The organism is Aeromicrobium flavum (assembly GCF_007992115.1).
Lineage (GTDB): Bacteria > Actinomycetota > Actinomycetes > Propionibacteriales > Nocardioidaceae > Aeromicrobium > Aeromicrobium flavum.
Genome location: NZ_BJZQ01000017.1, coordinates 60,892 through 75,282, shown reverse-complemented (window position 1 = coordinate 75,282; position 14,391 = coordinate 60,892). Strand labels below are relative to the sequence as shown.

Genomic DNA, 14,391 nt, shown 5'->3' with positions numbered 1-14,391 from the left:
CCGCCACGGGGGCGATGGAGGCCACTGCCGCCGATCTCGGCTCGGGCTCGCCGGGCAGCGACGACGCGTACGCCGTCGCCCTCGAGCACTGGCTCGCCTCCGGCGCCCCCGACCTGGAGGACCGCGTCCCGGCCGTTCTCGGCGACCTGCGCCTCGGCGTGGGTCCCGACGCGCTGATGACCTCGCTGTCAGGAGGGCAGGCGGCGCGTGTCGGACTCGCGGCCCTGCTGCTGAGCCGGTTCGACGTCGTCCTGCTGGACGAGCCCACCAACGACCTCGACCTCGACGGACTCGAGCGCCTGGAGACCCTGGTCGGCGGCACGCGCGCCGGCATCGTCCTGGTGTCCCACGATCGCGAGTTCCTGGCCCGGTGTGTCACCCGGGTCGTGGAGCTCGACCTCGTCCAGCAGCAGGTGCGGGTCTACGACGGCGGGTACGAGGCGTTCCTCGAGGAGCGGGCCGTCGTCCGGCGGCACGCCCGCGAGGCCTACGAGCAGTTCGCCGGCACGAAGGCAGACCTCGTCGCCCGGGCCCGCACCCAGCGGGAGTGGAGCTCGCAGGGCGTGCGCAACGCGATGAAGAAGAGTCCCGACAACGACAAGATCCGGCGCCGGGCCCAGAGCGAGTCCTCGGAGAAGCAGGCCCAGAAGGTGCGCCAGATGGAGTCGCGCATCGCGCGCCTCGACGAGGTCGAGGAGCCTCGGAAGGAGTGGGAGCTGCGCTTCGAGATCGGTGCTGCGCCTCGCTCCAGCACTGTCGTGGCGACCCTCGATGCGGCGACCGTGGTGCGTGGCGACTTCGTCCTCGGGCCGGTCTCGGTCCAGGTCAACGCCGGCGACCGGATCGGCATCACGGGCCCGAACGGCGCCGGCAAGACCACGCTGCTGCGGTTGCTGCTCGGGCGACTCGAGCCCGACACCGGCCGCGCGGCCCAGGGTGCCTCGCTGTCCTTGGGCGAGATCGACCAGGCGCGATCGGTGCTGCCGGACGAGAAGACCCTCGGCGACGCCATGGAGGTCGCGCTGCCCGACCTGTCGCCGGCCGACGTGCGGACGCTGCTGGCGAAGTTCGGGCTCAAGGCCGAGCAGGTCGCCAGCCTCGTCGAGCGCCTCTCCCCGGGCGAGCGCACGCGTGCGGCGATGGCCCTGCTCCAGGCGAGGGCCGTGAACGTCCTCGTCCTCGACGAGCCCACCAACCACCTCGACCTGCCGGCGATCGAACAGCTCGAGCAGGCCCTGGCCGCGTACGACGGCGCCCTGTTGCTGGTGTCGCACGACCGCCGCCTGCTCGACAACGTCGCGCTCGACCAGCGGTGGAAGGTGGCGGACGGCCGCGTGTGGACGGCGAAGTGACTCGCGAGTAACATCGGGGCGTGCCCTCCACCTATGCGATGTACCGCAAGCTCTCGGCGCTGCCGAAGGGCCGCACGATCTTCGGTGCGCTGTTCACCCGCGCCGCGCCCTACTTCGGCAGCGCCCACCTGCGCGTCGTCGACATGCGGCCCCACCACGGCGAGGTCGTGGTGCCGCTGCGGCGTTCCAACCAGAACCACATCGGCACCGTGCACGCGATCGCCGCGTGCAACGGGCTGGAGGCGGCCATGGGCCTGCTGGCCGAGGCGACCTGCCCGCCGGGGCACCGGTGGCTGCCCAAGGGCATGGACGTGAAGTACCTCGCCAAGTCCGACTCCGACCTGGTGTGCACCGCCGACACCGACGAGGAGTCCTGGTCGCAGGGACCTGACGTCGCCGTCGCGGTCAGGGCCACCCGCGCGGACGGCACGGTGACGGTGGAGGGCACGATCCACCTCTGGGTGACGCCCCGGAAGTGAGGGTGGGTCAGCCGCGGAGGCCGCTGCGCGCGTGAGTGAAGCGTCCGGCCCGGAGCGTCGCTTCCGCGCCCACCTCGCGCAGTCGCGCGGCGGCCACTGACGAGTCGTCGGTGGCCGGCAGGGGATCACGGTCGAGCAGGACGAGGTCCGCACGCCGGCCGGGGGAGAGGGTGTCCCGGCCGTCGACGCTCGCGGCCAGCGCCTCGGCAGGCGTCATGGCCTGCGCCGGGTTCCACGGCTCCCGTGCGTCGTCGGAGCGATGCACCGCCGCGGCCATCGCGGTCCAGGGGTCGAGGGCGGAGACCGGCGCATCCGAGCCGAACGTCACGGTGACGCCCGCGTCGAGCAGGGAGCGCAGCGGGAAGCAGTCCTGCTCGCGGTCGGGCCACAGCCGGGCCGCCACGTCGCGGTCGTCGAGCAGGTGCGCCGGCTGGACGCTCGCCGTGACACCCAGCGCGGCCATCGTCGCGATGTCCGCCGGTGCCATCAACTGGGCGTGCTCGATGCTCCCGGTGGCGCCGGACCCGGCGAATGCGGCCAGCGCCTCGTGCACGGCGGCGTCGCCGATCGCGTGGACCGCCGCGGCGAGCCCGTGTGCGGTGGCCCGCTCCAGTAGTGCGGCGAGGGCCGCACGGTCGTGGTTCTGGACGCCTCGGTCCGAGCTGCCGGCGTAGGGCTCGTGGCAGAACGCCGTGCGGGTGTTCAGCGAGCCGTCCGAGATGATCTTCAGCGGACCCATGGTGACCAGGCCGTCGGGTGTCAGGGGGTCGCCAGTGCGCAACCCGGCGGCGATGACCTCGTCGAGGTAGTCGGGGTAGACGGCGCGCCGCACGGCGACCGCGTCGATGCCGCGCGCGACGCGCTCGGGCCAGGTGCGCAGCGGCTCGGCGAACTCGAAGTCCACGAGCCCGACGACGCCGCGCCCGGCGGCCTCGGCGATCGCCTCGTCGATGCCGGAGCCGCCGTCCTGCGTCGAGGTGAGCTCGACGACCTGGGTCATGAGGGTGAACCACGGCGCCTCGGTGACGGGCCCGTCCGTGGGCTCGGCGCCGAGGGCTGCGAGGGCGGCGGTGTTCAGCCAGCCGGTGTGGGCGTCGCCGCTGGTGAGGACGACGGGTCGACCGCCGGACACCGCGTCGAGCTCGGCCACGGTGGGCGGTCGCTCCCACTCGGTGAGTCGGAAGCCGTACCCGAACACCCAGTCGTCGTCGGGGTGGGTGCGCAGCTGCTCGCCGACGAGCGCGGTGACCTGGGTGGGGTCCGTGGTGCCCGAGACGTCCAGGCGCGTGCGCGTCTGGGCCCATTGCGTCAGGTGCACGTGCTGGTCCCACAGTCCCGGGGCGGCCCAGCGTCCGTCGGCCTCGACGACCTCGTCGCCGCGCTCGGGGGAGATCTCCGGGGCGACGGCGACGATCGTCCCGTCGACGATGCGCACCGACACGGGCTCGGTCGGTGCGGCCGTGCGGATCGGCACCAGCCGCACGTGGCGAAGCAGCAGGGAACTCACGGCGTCATTGTGACCCGGGCGCGCCACGAGGGCGCCCCCGGGTCAGCGCCGGGCCAGGGCCAACTGGTCGGTGACCACGTCGTTCGGCACCGAGCGCGACTCCGTGAGGCGACGCTGGGCGAATCGGCCCAGCAGCTCGAGGAGCGAGTTGAGCAGGATGTAGATCACGCCGAGCACGAGCGCCACCTGGAGGTGGTTCTCGAACTCGCGCCAGATCTGGCGGCCGGCGTAGGTGAGACCCGGCGCCACGATGATGTAGCCCAGCGAGGTGTCCTTCAGGGCGACGATGCACTGGCTGATGATCGACGGTGTCATGATCTTGATCGCCTGCGGCAGCTGCACGATGCGCATGACGGCGCCCTTGCGCATGCCGAGGGCGTACGCCGCCTCGACCTGGCCCTTGGGCACCGCGTTGATTCCGGCGCGGACGGTCTCGGCCAGCACGGAGCCGTTGTAGAGGATCAGGCCGATCACCAGGGGAGCGAGCAGCTCGATCTGGAACTTGTAGAGCGCCCAGAGGTACGTGATGAGGATGTACAGCGGCACGGCGCGGAAGAACTCCACGAAGAGCCAGGACGGCCAGCGGATCCAGGCGTGGTCGGAGAGCTTGCCGACGCCGAACGCCATGCCGACGACGAGCGCGCCGGCGATGGCCATCACCGCTGCGAGGATCGTGTAGAACAGGCCCTCGGCGATGAACTCGACGTAGGCCGGGGTGAGGAAGACCTCCCACAGCTCGTACGCGAACTGGCCGGTCGAGGCGAAGCGCCAGCCGATCAGGCCGAGGACGGCGATGACGCCGACGATCGTCAGGATCGACAGGATGCGGTGACGACGTCGCGCCCGCGGACCGGGAACGTCGAACAGGACGGCGCTCATCGGCTCTCCACCTTCCAGCGGCGTTCCGCCCAGGACGCGACCAGCGAGATCGCGGCCACGATGACGATGTACATGGCGGCGATCGTGAGGAAGGCCGCGGTGCGCGAGTTGGGGTAGTCACGCAGCAGGCCCTGCAGCCGGAATGCGACGTCGGCCAGGCCGAGCGCCGCGACCAGCGAGGTGTTCTTGGCGAGCGCGATGAAGACGCTCGCGATCGGCGGGACGACGAGCCGGAACGCCTGCGGCAGGATCACCTGCGTCATGGTCATGGTGAACGGCATGCCGACGGCGCGGGCCGCCTCGGCCTGGCCCAGCGGCACGCCGTTGATGCCCGAGCGCAGCGCCTCGCACACGAACGCCGCGGTGTAGAGGCCCGCCGCCAGCGAGACGTTCCAGAAGAACCCGAAGTCGATCCCCATCGCGGGCAGGCCGTAGTAGGTGATGAACAGCAGGAGCAGCAGGGGAGTGTTGCGGAAGAGCGTCACGTAGGCGGTGCCCACCACGCGCATCGCCGGGACCGGGCTGACCCGGGCCACGGCGACGAGCGTGCCGACGACGAGAGCGATGAGACCGCTGGCCAGGAAGACCCGCAGCGTGACCCAGAAGCCCTTCAGGAGCAGCTCGTAGCTGTCCTGCAGGAAGGAGAAGTCCATCTCACCGCCCTCGTCGTCGGTCGATCGTCACGGAATGCTCAGGCGCACTCGTCCAGGGCCGGCGGGTCGCCGGCCTCGGCGCCGCCCTTGCCCAGGGTGGCGTCGAAGGCTTCCTTCCACGTGCCGTCCTCGAAGGCGCTGGTCAGCGTCTCGTTGACGAACTCGCACAGCTCGGGGTAGTCCTTGCCGTAGCCGATGCCGTAGCGCTCCTCCGAGAAGGGCTCGCCGACGACCTTGAGCTTGTCGGGGTCCTCGGCGGCGTAGCCGAGCAGGATCGCCGCGTCGGTGGTGACGGCGTCGACCGAGCCGTTCTTGAGTTGCTGCACGCACTCGGAGTAGGTGTCGAAGCCGGCCGGCGTGGCGCCGAACTCCTCTTCGACGGTCTTGATCGAGGTGGACCCGGTGACCGAGCAGACCTTCTTGCCCTTGAGGTCCTCCGGTCCGCTGATCGAGTCGTCGTCCTTGGCGACCAGCAGGCTCTGGCCGGTGACGTAGTACGGGCCGGCCTGGCCGACGACCTTGCGACGGTCGTCGGTGATCGAGTACGACGCGATGACGAAGTCGACCGTGCCGTTCTGCAGGAAGGGCTCGCGGTTGGCCGAGACGGACTCGACCCACTCGATGTCGTCGTCGTCGATGCCGAGCTTGGCGGCGAGGATCTCGCCGATCTCGGGATCGAAGCCGGACGGGTCGTCGTCGGTGGCGGACTTGAAGCCGACGCCGGGCTGGTCGTACTTGACGCCGATCTTGACCTTGCCGGCCTTCTGGAGCTCGGCCATGCGGGTGCCGGCCTCGAAGTCCTGCTTCTCGACCTCGACGTCCGGGCCGTCGGCGCCGTCGTCGCTGTCGTTGCCGGCATCTCCACAGGCGCTCAGCGCCAGCAGGCCGGCGGCCACCACGGCCACGAACCGTGTTCTACGTGCCTTCATGTGTGGTCCCCCTTCGGGATTCATGATGTGTGCAAAACCAGGTGGTGCGGAGAGCGAGTCGTCAGTGCTTGAGGATCTTGCCGAGGAAGTCCTGGGCGCGATCGCTCTGCGGGTTGGTGAAGAACTCGTCGGGAGTGTTCTGCTCGACGATGCGCCCGTCGGCCATGAACACGACCCGGTCGGCCGCGGTGCGCGCGAAGCCCATCTCGTGGGTGACGACGACCATGGTCATGCCGAACTTGGCCAGGTCGACCATGGTGTCCAGCACCTCCTTGATCATCTCGGGGTCGAGCGCGGAGGTCGGCTCGTCGAAGAGCATGACCTTCGGATCCATGGCCAGGGCGCGGGCGATCGCGACGCGCTGCTGCTGGCCGCCGGAGAGCTGGGCCGGGAGCTTGCCCGCCTGGCTGGCGACGCCGACGCGCTCGAGCAGCTCGATCGCGCGCTTGTCGGCGTCGGCCTTCGACTTGCCCAGCACCTTGATCGGTCCGAGCGTGACGTTCTCGAGGACCGTCTTGTGGCTGAAGAGGTTGAACGACTGGAACACCATGCCGACCTCGGCACGGAGCTTCGCGAGCGCCTTGCCCTCCTCGGGCAGCGGGACGCCGTCGATGGCGATCTCGCCCTCGTTGATCGGCTCGAGGCGGTTGATGGCGCGGCAGAGGGTCGACTTGCCCGAACCCGAGGGCCCGATGACGACCACGACCTCACCGGCGGCGACGTCGAACTCGATGTCCTGCAGGACGTGCAGATCGCCGAACCACTTCTGGACGCCGCTCATGTGGACCATCGGTGTGGCGGTGACTCCCATGTCGCCTTACCCAACCGTAGGGCCCCCACCGATGCAACCGTTGGGCCCGGCGCGGCGGCGACCGCAACCAGATCGCAACCGGAACGCAACCCGGGGGCAGGTCGCCTCGTACGATGGGACGGTCATGACGAAGACCTATGAAGTGCGCACGTACGGCTGCCAGATGAACGTCCACGACAGCGAGCGGCTGTCGGGCCTGCTGGAGACGGCCGGGTACGAGGCGGCCGCCTCGGACCAGACGCCGGACCTCGTCGTGTTCAACACGTGCGCGGTGCGCGAGAACGCCGACAACAAGCTCTACGGCAACCTCGGGCACGTCGCGAGCATCAAGGCGAAGAACCCGGGCATGCAGGTCGCGGTCGGCGGCTGCCTCGCCCAGAAGGACAAGGACACGATCACGAAGCGTGCGCCGTGGGTGGACGTCGTCTTCGGCACCCACAACATCGGCTCGCTGCCGGTGCTGCTGGAGCGCGCTCGCATCGCCGAGGAGTCGCAGGTCGAGATCCTCGAGTCCCTCGAGGTCTTCCCGTCGACCCTGCCGACCAAGCGCGACTCCGTCTTCGCCGCCTGGGTCTCGATCAGTGTCGGCTGCAACAACACCTGCACCTTCTGCATCGTCCCCGCGCTGCGCGGCAAGGAGCGCGACCGCCGGCCGGGCGACATCCTGGCCGAGATCGAGGCGCTGGTGGCCGAGGGCGTCGTCGAGATCACGCTGCTGGGCCAGAACGTCAACAGCTACGGCGTGGAGTTCGGCGACCGCGAGGCGTTCTCGAAGCTGCTGCGCGCCTGCGGCCAGATCGAGGGCCTCGAGCGCGTGCGCTTCACGTCGCCGCACCCGGCCGCCTTCTCCGACGACGTCATCGCCGCGATGGCCGAGACGCCCAACGTCATGCCGCAACTGCACATGCCGTTGCAGTCCGGCTCCAACCGCATCCTCAAGGCGATGCGCCGCTCCTACCGGCGCGACCGGTTCCTGGGGATCATCGACCGCGTCCGCGCCGCGATGCCGGAGGCGTCGATCACGACCGACATCATCGTCGGCTTCCCGGGCGAGACCGAGGAGGACTTCCTCGAGACGATGGACGTCGTGCGCCAGGCGCGGTTCTCCAGCGCGTTCACCTTCCAGTACTCCCAGCGTCCCGGCACGCCGGCGGCCGACCTGCCCGACCAGCTGCCGAAGGCCGTCGTGCAGGAGCGCTACGAGCGGCTCGCGGCGCTGGTCTCGGAGATCTCGTGGTCCGAGAACCAGCGCATCGAGGGCCAGGTCGTCGAGCTCCTCGTCGCCGACCAGGCGCATGCCGGCGGGCGCAAGGACGCCGAGACCCACCGGATGAGCGGCCGCGCCCGCGACAACCGGCTCGTGCACTTCGTGCCCGGCGACCACGAGGTGCGCCCCGGCGACCTCGTCGTCACGCGGGTGACCAAGGCGTCGCCGCACCACCTCGTCGCCGACGGCGCGCCCCTCGAGGTGCGCCGCACCCGCGCCGGCGACGCGTGGGAGACCCGCCAGGGCCGCACCACGGTGACCCCCGGCTCGGTCGGCCTCGGCATGCCGGCGATCGGCGTGCCCGCGCCGCTGCCCCCGGCCCCCGCCTGCGCCCCGGCCTGACCAGCGCGAGGCAGGCCCTCACGACGCGGATCACACGAACGCCGGGGTGGCCCCGCTGGAGTCCGCGAAATCTTGAGGTAACCTGAATTCGCTGATGAGGCCAATGTCGTCCTCGCCCAGTGCACATCCCCTTGGCATCGACGACAGGTTCTTACATGGATCGTCCGCTCTTCTCGGCCGCGCCCCAGGCGCAAGGCCTCTACGACCCCGCCAACGAGCACGACAACTGCGGTGTCGCGTTCGTCGCCACGCTCACGGGCGTCGCCTCGCACGAGATCGTCCAGCAGGGCCTCACCGCGCTGCGCAACCTCGACCACCGCGGTGCGGTCGGCGGTGAGCCGAACACCGGTGACGGTGCCGGCATCCTCATGCAGGTCCCCGACCGCTTCCTGCGCGGCGTCGCGCCGGTCGAGCTGCCCGAGGCCGGCCACTACGCGGCCGGCATGGCGTTCCTGCCGCGCGACCGCACCGACGAGGCCAAGGCCCAGGTCGAGGCGATCGCCGCGGAGGAGGGCCTCGAGGTCCTCGGCTGGCGCGAGGTCCCGGTCGTCCCGGACATCCTCGGGTCGATGGCCTACGCCGCGATGCCCGCGTTCGAGCTGTTCTTCGTCACCACCCCGGGCCGCGACGTCGCCGGCATCTCCCTGGACCGGCTGACCTTCGCGGTCAACAAGCGCTCGCACCACGAGGCGGGCGTCTACTTCCCGTCGCTGTCGGCGCGCACCCTCGTCTACAAGGGCATGCTCACGACCGGGCAGCTCGAGGTGTTCTTCCCCGACCTGCTCGACGAGCGCATGGAGTCGGCGCTGGCCATCGTGCACAGCCGCTTCTCGACCAACACGTTCCCGAGCTGGCCGCTGGCCCACCCCTTCCGGTACGTGGCGCACAACGGCGAGATCAACACCGCGCGCGGCAACCGCAACTGGATGCGCGCCCGCGAGGCCCTGCTCGAGAGCGACCTGATCCCCGGCGACCTCTCGCGCCTGTACCCGATCTGCAGCCCCGACGGCTCCGACACCGCGTCCCTGGACGAGGTGCTCGAGCTGCTGCACCTGGGCGGTCGCTCGCTGCCGCACGCGGTCATGATGATGATCCCCGAGGCGTGGGAGAACAACGCCGAGATGGATCCCGCGCGCCGCGCGTTCTACGAGTTCCACTCGACGGTCATGGAGGCCTGGGACGGCCCCGCCGCCGTGTGCTTCACCGACGGCACCCAGATCGGCGCGGTCCTGGACCGCAACGGCCTGCGCCCCGGCCGGTACGTCATCACCGAGGACGGCCTCGTCGTGCTGGCGTCCGAGGCCGGCGTGCTCGACATCGACCCCAAGACGATCACCCGCAAGGGCCGCGTCGAGCCGGGCCGGATGTTCCTGCTCGACCTGGCCGAGCACCGCGTCGTCGAGGACCACGAGATCAAGTCCTCGCTCGCGAACGAGCACCCCTACGAGGAGTGGCTGTACTCCGGCCTGGTCCGGTTCGAGGACCTGCCCGACCTCGAGCACATCGTCCACAACCACGCGTCCGTCGCGCGCCGTCAGCAGGTCTTCGGCTACACCGAGGAGGAGGTGCGCAAGCTGGTCGCCCCGATCGCGCGCACCGGCGCCGAGACGATCGGCTCGATGGGCACCGACACGCCGATCGCGGCGCTGTCCGACCGGCCGCGCCTGCTGTTCGACTACTTCAGCCAGCTGTTCGCCCAGGTGACGAACCCGCCGCTGGACGCCATCCGCGAGGAGGTCGTCACGTCGCTCGCCGGCACGATCGGCCCCGAGCGCAACCTGCTCGACCCCTCACCGGCCTCGTGCCGGATGCTGCAGCTGCCGTTCCCCGTGATCGACAGCGACGAGCTGGCCAAGATCCGCCACATGAACCGTGACGGCGACATGCCCGGCTTCAGCGTGCACGTCGTCCGCGGCCTGTACGACGTGCTGGGCGGGGGAGAGGCGCTCGCGCAGCGGCTCGACGAGATCTGCGCCGAGGTGTCGGACGCGATCGTCAACCGCGGCGCGCGCATCATCGTGCTGTCGGACCGTCACTCCAACGTCGACCTGGCTCCCATCCCGTCGCTGCTGCTGACGGGCGCCGTGCACCACCACATGGTGCGCGAGCGGCTGCGCACGCAGGCCGGCCTGCTGATCGAGGCCGGCGATGTCCGCGAGGTGCACCACGTCGCCCTGCTGATCGGCTTCGGCGCGACCGCCGTCAACCCGTACCTCGCGCTCGAGACCGCCGAGGACCTCGCCCGCGAGGGCGTCTACGTCGAGGGCGTCGACCCCACCAAGGCCGCCCGCAACGTGGCGTACGGCCTCGGCAAGGGCGTGCTCAAGGTCATGAGCAAGATCGGCGTCTCGACGGTCTCGTCGTACACCGGCGCGCAGATCTTCGAGTGCATCGGCCTGTCCCACGAGGTCGTCGACCGCTACTTCACCGGCACCTCCAGCAAGCTCGGCGGCGTCGGCCTCGACGTCATCGCCGAGGAGGTCCACGCGCGGCACCTCAAGGCGTACCCCACCAAGGGCATCGCCGGCCCGCGTCGCCAGCTCGAGGTCGGCGGCGAGTACCAGTGGCGCCGCTTCGGCCCGGAGCACCTGTTCGACCCGGACACGGTCTTCCGCCTGCAGCACTCCACGCGCACGGGCCGGTACGACATCTTCAAGCAGTACACGCAGCGGATCGACGACCAGTCGAGCCGGCTGATGACCCTGCGCGGGCTGATGAAGTTCCGCTCCGACCGCCAGCCGGTGCCGATCGACGAGGTCGAGCCGGTCTCGGAGATCGTCAAGCGCTTCTCGACCGGCGCCATGTCGTACGGCTCGATCAGCCAGGAGGCGCACGAGACCCTCGCGATCGCGATGAACCGCCTCGGCGGCAAGTCCAACACCGGCGAGGGCGGTGAGGACCCCGAGCGCCTCTACGACCCCGAGCGCCGGTCGGCGATCAAGCAGGTAGCGTCGGGCCGCTTCGGCGTCACGAGCGAATACCTGACGAACGCGGACGACATCCAGATCAAGATGGCCCAGGGCGCCAAGCCCGGCGAGGGCGGCCAGCTGCCCGGCCCGAAGGTCTACCCGTGGGTCGCGAAGACGCGGCACTCCACGCCGGGTGTCGGCCTGATCAGCCCGCCGCCGCACCACGACATCTACTCGATCGAGGATCTCAAGCAGTTGATCCACGACCTGAAGAACGCCAACCCGTCGGCGCGCGTGCACGTCAAGCTCGTGTCCGAGGTCGGCGTGGGCACGGTGGCGGCCGGCGTCTCGAAGGCCAAGGCCGACGTCGTGCTGATCTCCGGCCACGACGGCGGCACGGGCGCGTCGCCGCTGACGAGCCTCAAGCACGCCGGCGGACCCTGGGAGCTCGGCCTGGCCGAGACCCAGCAGACGCTGCTGCTCAACGGGCTGCGCGACCGCATCGTCGTGCAGGTCGACGGCCAGCTCAAGACCGGTCGCGACGTCGTGATCGCCGCCCTGCTGGGCGGTGAGGAGTTCGGCTTCGCCACCGCGCCGCTGGTGGTGTCGGGCTGCATCATGATGCGGGTCTGCCACCTCGACACCTGCCCGGTGGGCGTCGCGACGCAGAACCGCTCGTTGCGCGAGAAGTACTCCGGCAAGGCCGAGTACGTCGTGAACTTCTTCGAGTTCATCGCCCAGGAGGTGCGCGAGATCCTGGCCGAGCTGGGGTTCCGCACCATCGACGAGGCCGTCGGCCACGCCGAGGTCCTCGACACGCGCGAGGCGGTCGACCACTGGAAGGCCGGCTCGCTCGACCTCACGCGGGTCCTCTTCGTGCCCGAGCTGCCGGAGGGCGCCTCGCTGCGGTGCACCACCCAGCAGGAGCACGGCCTCGACCGTGCCCTCGACGTGGAGCTCATCGCCCTGGCCGGCGACGCGCTGGAGAAGGCCGAGCCGGTCCGCGCCCAGCTCGAGATCCGCAACGTCAACCGCACCGTCGGCACGATGCTCGGTCACGAGGTCACCAAGCGGTACCGCGGCGAGGGCCTGCCCGACGACACCATCGACATCACGTTCCTGGGGTCGGCCGGCCAGTCGTTCGGCGCCTTCGTGCCCCGCGGCATCACGCTGCGACTCGAGGGCGACGGCAACGACTACGTCGGCAAGGGCCTGTCGGGCGGACGCATCGTCGTGCGCCCGCCGCGGGAGTCGCAGTTCGCCGCCGAGGCCCAGATCGTCGCCGGCAACGTCATCGGCTTCGGTGCCACCGGCGGCGAGATCTACCTGCGCGGCAAGGTGGGCGAGCGCTTCTGCGTCCGCAACTCCGGCGCCACGGCGGTCGTCGAGGGCGTGGGCGACCACGCGCTCGAGTACATGACCGGCGGCCGCGTGGTCATCCTCGGCCCGACGGGACGCAACGTCGCCGCGGGCATGAGCGGTGGCTCGGCGTACGTGCTCGACCTCGACCCCGACGTGGTCAACCCGGAGATGGTCGAGCTGCGACCCGTCCCCGAGGCCACCGGCGTCGAGCTGGAGGCCATCGTGCGCCGCCACCTGGAGGAGACGGGCTCGGCGGTCGCCGAGCAGCTGCTCCGCAACTGGCCGGCCAGCCTGGCCCGCATCACCGAGATCATGCCGGTCAACTACCGGCGGGTCCTGGAAGCCAAGGCGTCCGCGGAGTCCGAGGGACTCTCCGAGGACGAGACGACTGCACGGATGATGGAGGTGGCCGCTCGTGGCTGATCCCCGAGGTTTCATGACCACGCCCCGCAAGGTGGCCGAGCGACGCCCCGTCGAGGAGCGCGTCAAGGACTGGAACGAGGTCTACCCCGGCGGTGCCGGGCGGGCCCTGCTGCCGATCATCTCGGAGCAGGCGGGCCGCTGCATGGACTGCGGCATCCCGTTCTGCCACCAAGGCTGCCCGCTGGGCAACCTGATCCCCGAGTGGAACGACCTGGTCTGGCGCGACGACTGGGAGGACGCGATCGACCGCCTCCACGCGACGAACAACTTCCCCGAGTTCACCGGGCGGCTGTGCCCGGCGCCGTGCGAGACGGCCTGCGTCGTGGGCATCAACCGCGACCCGGTCACGATCAAGAACGTCGAGGTCTCGATCATCGACAAGGCCTGGGACATGCACAACGTCAAGCCCGAGACGCCCGAGTGGCTGACCGGCAAGACGGTGGCTGTCGTGGGCTCCGGTCCGGCCGGACTCGCGGTGGCGCAGCAGCTGACGCGCGCCGGGCACACCGTCGCGGTCTACGAGCGCGACGACAAGGCCGGGGGACTGCTGCGCTACGGCATCCCCGAGTTCAAGATGGAGAAGTCGCACGTCGACCGCCGCATCAACCAGATGCAGCGCGAGGGCACGGTGTTCCGCACCGGCGTCGCGGTGGGCGAGGCCATCACCGGCCAGCAGTTGCGGGAGCGCTACGACGCGGTGGTCCTGGCGATCGGCTCGACCGTGCGCCGTGACCTGCCCGCGCCGGGCCGCGAGCTCGCCGGCATCCACCAGGCGATGGAGTTCCTGCCCCAGGCCAACCGCGTGGCGGTCGGCGAGACGGTCGAGGACCAGATCCTCGCCACCGGCAAGGACGTCGTCATCATCGGCGGCGGCGACACCGGTGCGGACTGCCTCGGCACGTCGATCCGCCAGGGTGCCACGTCGGTGACGAGCCTGGAGATCATGCCGCGGCCCAGCGAGGAGCGGGCCGACGCCCACCCGTGGCCGACGTACCCGATGATCTACCGCGTCGCCTCGGCCCACGAGGAGGGCGGCGACCGCGTGTACGCCGTCAACACGAAGGAGTTCGTGGGCGACGAGAACGGCCACGTCAGCGGCCTGCGGATCACCGAGGTCGAGCTGGTCGACGGTCGCTTCCAGGAGGTGCCGGACACCGAGAAGGTGATCCCGGCCCAGCTGGTGCTGTTCGCGATGGGCTTCACCGGCCCCGAGGCCGGGGGAGTCGTCGAGCAGCTCGGCGTCGAGCTGGACGAGCGCGGCAACATCAAGCGCGACCTCGACTACATGTCCAGCGTCGAGGGCGTCTTCGTCGCCGGTGACGCCGGTCGTGGCCAGTCGCTGATCGTCTGGGCGATCGCCGAGGGTCGTGGCGCGGCCGCCGGCGTGGACGCCTGGTTGACCGGTTCGACCACGCTTCCCACGCCGATCCCGCCCACCGCCCGACCGCTGACGGTGTGACCCGACCGGGCCGCGGGTC

General features: G+C 70.6%; 10 protein-coding genes. 5 read left to right on the top strand and 5 right to left on the bottom strand.

All coding sequences use genetic code 11. From position 1 onward, the window contains the following. Both AFL01nite_RS13525 and AFL01nite_RS13520 read left to right on the top strand, forming a co-directional pair. Nucleotides 1-1,352 (top strand): ABC-F family ATP-binding cassette domain-containing protein (locus AFL01nite_RS13525; RefSeq protein ID WP_146828236.1); only part of this gene is annotated, 1,352 nt, incomplete at its 5' end. 20 nt (nucleotides 1,353-1,372) lie between these two features. Beyond that, on the top strand, nucleotides 1,373-1,831 hold the full coding sequence (locus tag AFL01nite_RS13520) for a hotdog fold domain-containing protein (RefSeq protein ID WP_246119722.1): 459 nt from the start codon (nucleotides 1,373-1,375) through the stop codon (nucleotides 1,829-1,831). Between the two features lie 7 nt (nucleotides 1,832-1,838). Here AFL01nite_RS13520 and AFL01nite_RS13515 read toward each other — a convergent pair whose 3' ends face one another. The 5 genes from AFL01nite_RS13515 to AFL01nite_RS13495 all read right to left on the bottom strand — a co-directional run bounded on the left by AFL01nite_RS13515 (nucleotide 1,839) and on the right by AFL01nite_RS13495 (nucleotide 6,589). After that, the gene (locus AFL01nite_RS13515; protein ID WP_146828234.1) at nucleotides 1,839-3,338 is read right to left on the bottom strand and encodes an amidohydrolase; all 1,500 of its coding nucleotides are present in this window, start codon (nucleotides 3,336-3,338) and stop codon (nucleotides 1,839-1,841) included. A 42-nt stretch (nucleotides 3,339-3,380) separates the two neighbouring features. After that, nucleotides 3,381-4,217, bottom strand: coding sequence for an amino acid ABC transporter permease (locus AFL01nite_RS13510; RefSeq protein ID WP_146828232.1), 837 nt, complete (start codon nucleotides 4,215-4,217; stop codon nucleotides 3,381-3,383). Next, a complete protein-coding gene (locus AFL01nite_RS13505) occupies nucleotides 4,214-4,870 on the bottom strand; it encodes an amino acid ABC transporter permease (RefSeq protein WP_146828230.1) in 657 nt (218 codons plus the stop codon). The genes AFL01nite_RS13510 and AFL01nite_RS13505 overlap by 4 nt, the downstream gene beginning before the upstream one ends. Before the next feature lie 38 nt (nucleotides 4,871-4,908). Continuing rightward, complete coding sequence (locus tag AFL01nite_RS13500; protein WP_146828228.1) at nucleotides 4,909-5,799, bottom strand: glutamate ABC transporter substrate-binding protein; 891 nt, start codon at nucleotides 5,797-5,799, stop codon at nucleotides 4,909-4,911. Nucleotides 5,800-5,860: 61 nt separating this feature from the next. Then, complete coding sequence (locus tag AFL01nite_RS13495) at nucleotides 5,861-6,589, bottom strand: amino acid ABC transporter ATP-binding protein (protein ID WP_146828246.1); 729 nt, start codon at nucleotides 6,587-6,589, stop codon at nucleotides 5,861-5,863. 145 nt (nucleotides 6,590-6,734) lie between these two features. Between AFL01nite_RS13495 and miaB the strand changes: the two genes are divergently transcribed. From miaB to AFL01nite_RS13480, 3 genes are all read left to right on the top strand, one after another. Next, complete coding sequence (miaB, locus tag AFL01nite_RS13490) at nucleotides 6,735-8,219, top strand: tRNA (N6-isopentenyl adenosine(37)-C2)-methylthiotransferase MiaB (RefSeq protein ID WP_222593540.1); 1,485 nt, start codon at nucleotides 6,735-6,737, stop codon at nucleotides 8,217-8,219. Between the two features lie 155 nt (nucleotides 8,220-8,374). Further along, nucleotides 8,375-12,913: a glutamate synthase large subunit gene (gene gltB, locus AFL01nite_RS13485; protein ID WP_146828224.1), complete on the top strand. Its 4,539-nt coding sequence runs from the start codon at nucleotides 8,375-8,377 to the stop codon at nucleotides 12,911-12,913. After that, complete coding sequence (locus AFL01nite_RS13480; RefSeq protein ID WP_146828222.1) at nucleotides 12,906-14,372, top strand: glutamate synthase subunit beta; 1,467 nt, start codon at nucleotides 12,906-12,908, stop codon at nucleotides 14,370-14,372. Before gltB ends, AFL01nite_RS13480 begins: the two co-directional genes overlap by 8 nt. Nucleotides 14,373-14,391 lie beyond the last annotated feature (19 nt).

Excerpts from the sequence above, each read along its gene's own strand:
- AFL01nite_RS13510 (WP_146828232.1), bottom strand. The coding sequence starts at position 4,217 with ATGAGCGCCGTCCTGTTCGACGTTCCCGGTCCGCGGGCGCGACGTCGT.
- AFL01nite_RS13505 (WP_146828230.1), bottom strand. The coding sequence starts at position 4,870 with ATGGACTTCTCCTTCCTGCAGGACAGCTACGAGCTGCTCCTGAAGGGC.
- AFL01nite_RS13500 (WP_146828228.1), bottom strand. The coding sequence starts at position 5,799 with ATGAAGGCACGTAGAACACGGTTCGTGGCCGTGGTGGCCGCCGGCCTG.
- AFL01nite_RS13495 (WP_146828246.1), bottom strand. The coding sequence starts at position 6,589 with ATGGTCCACATGAGCGGCGTCCAGAAGTGGTTCGGCGATCTGCACGTC.
- miaB (WP_222593540.1), top strand. The coding sequence starts at position 6,735 with ATGACGAAGACCTATGAAGTGCGCACGTACGGCTGCCAGATGAACGTC.
- gltB (WP_146828224.1), top strand. The coding sequence starts at position 8,375 with ATGGATCGTCCGCTCTTCTCGGCCGCGCCCCAGGCGCAAGGCCTCTAC.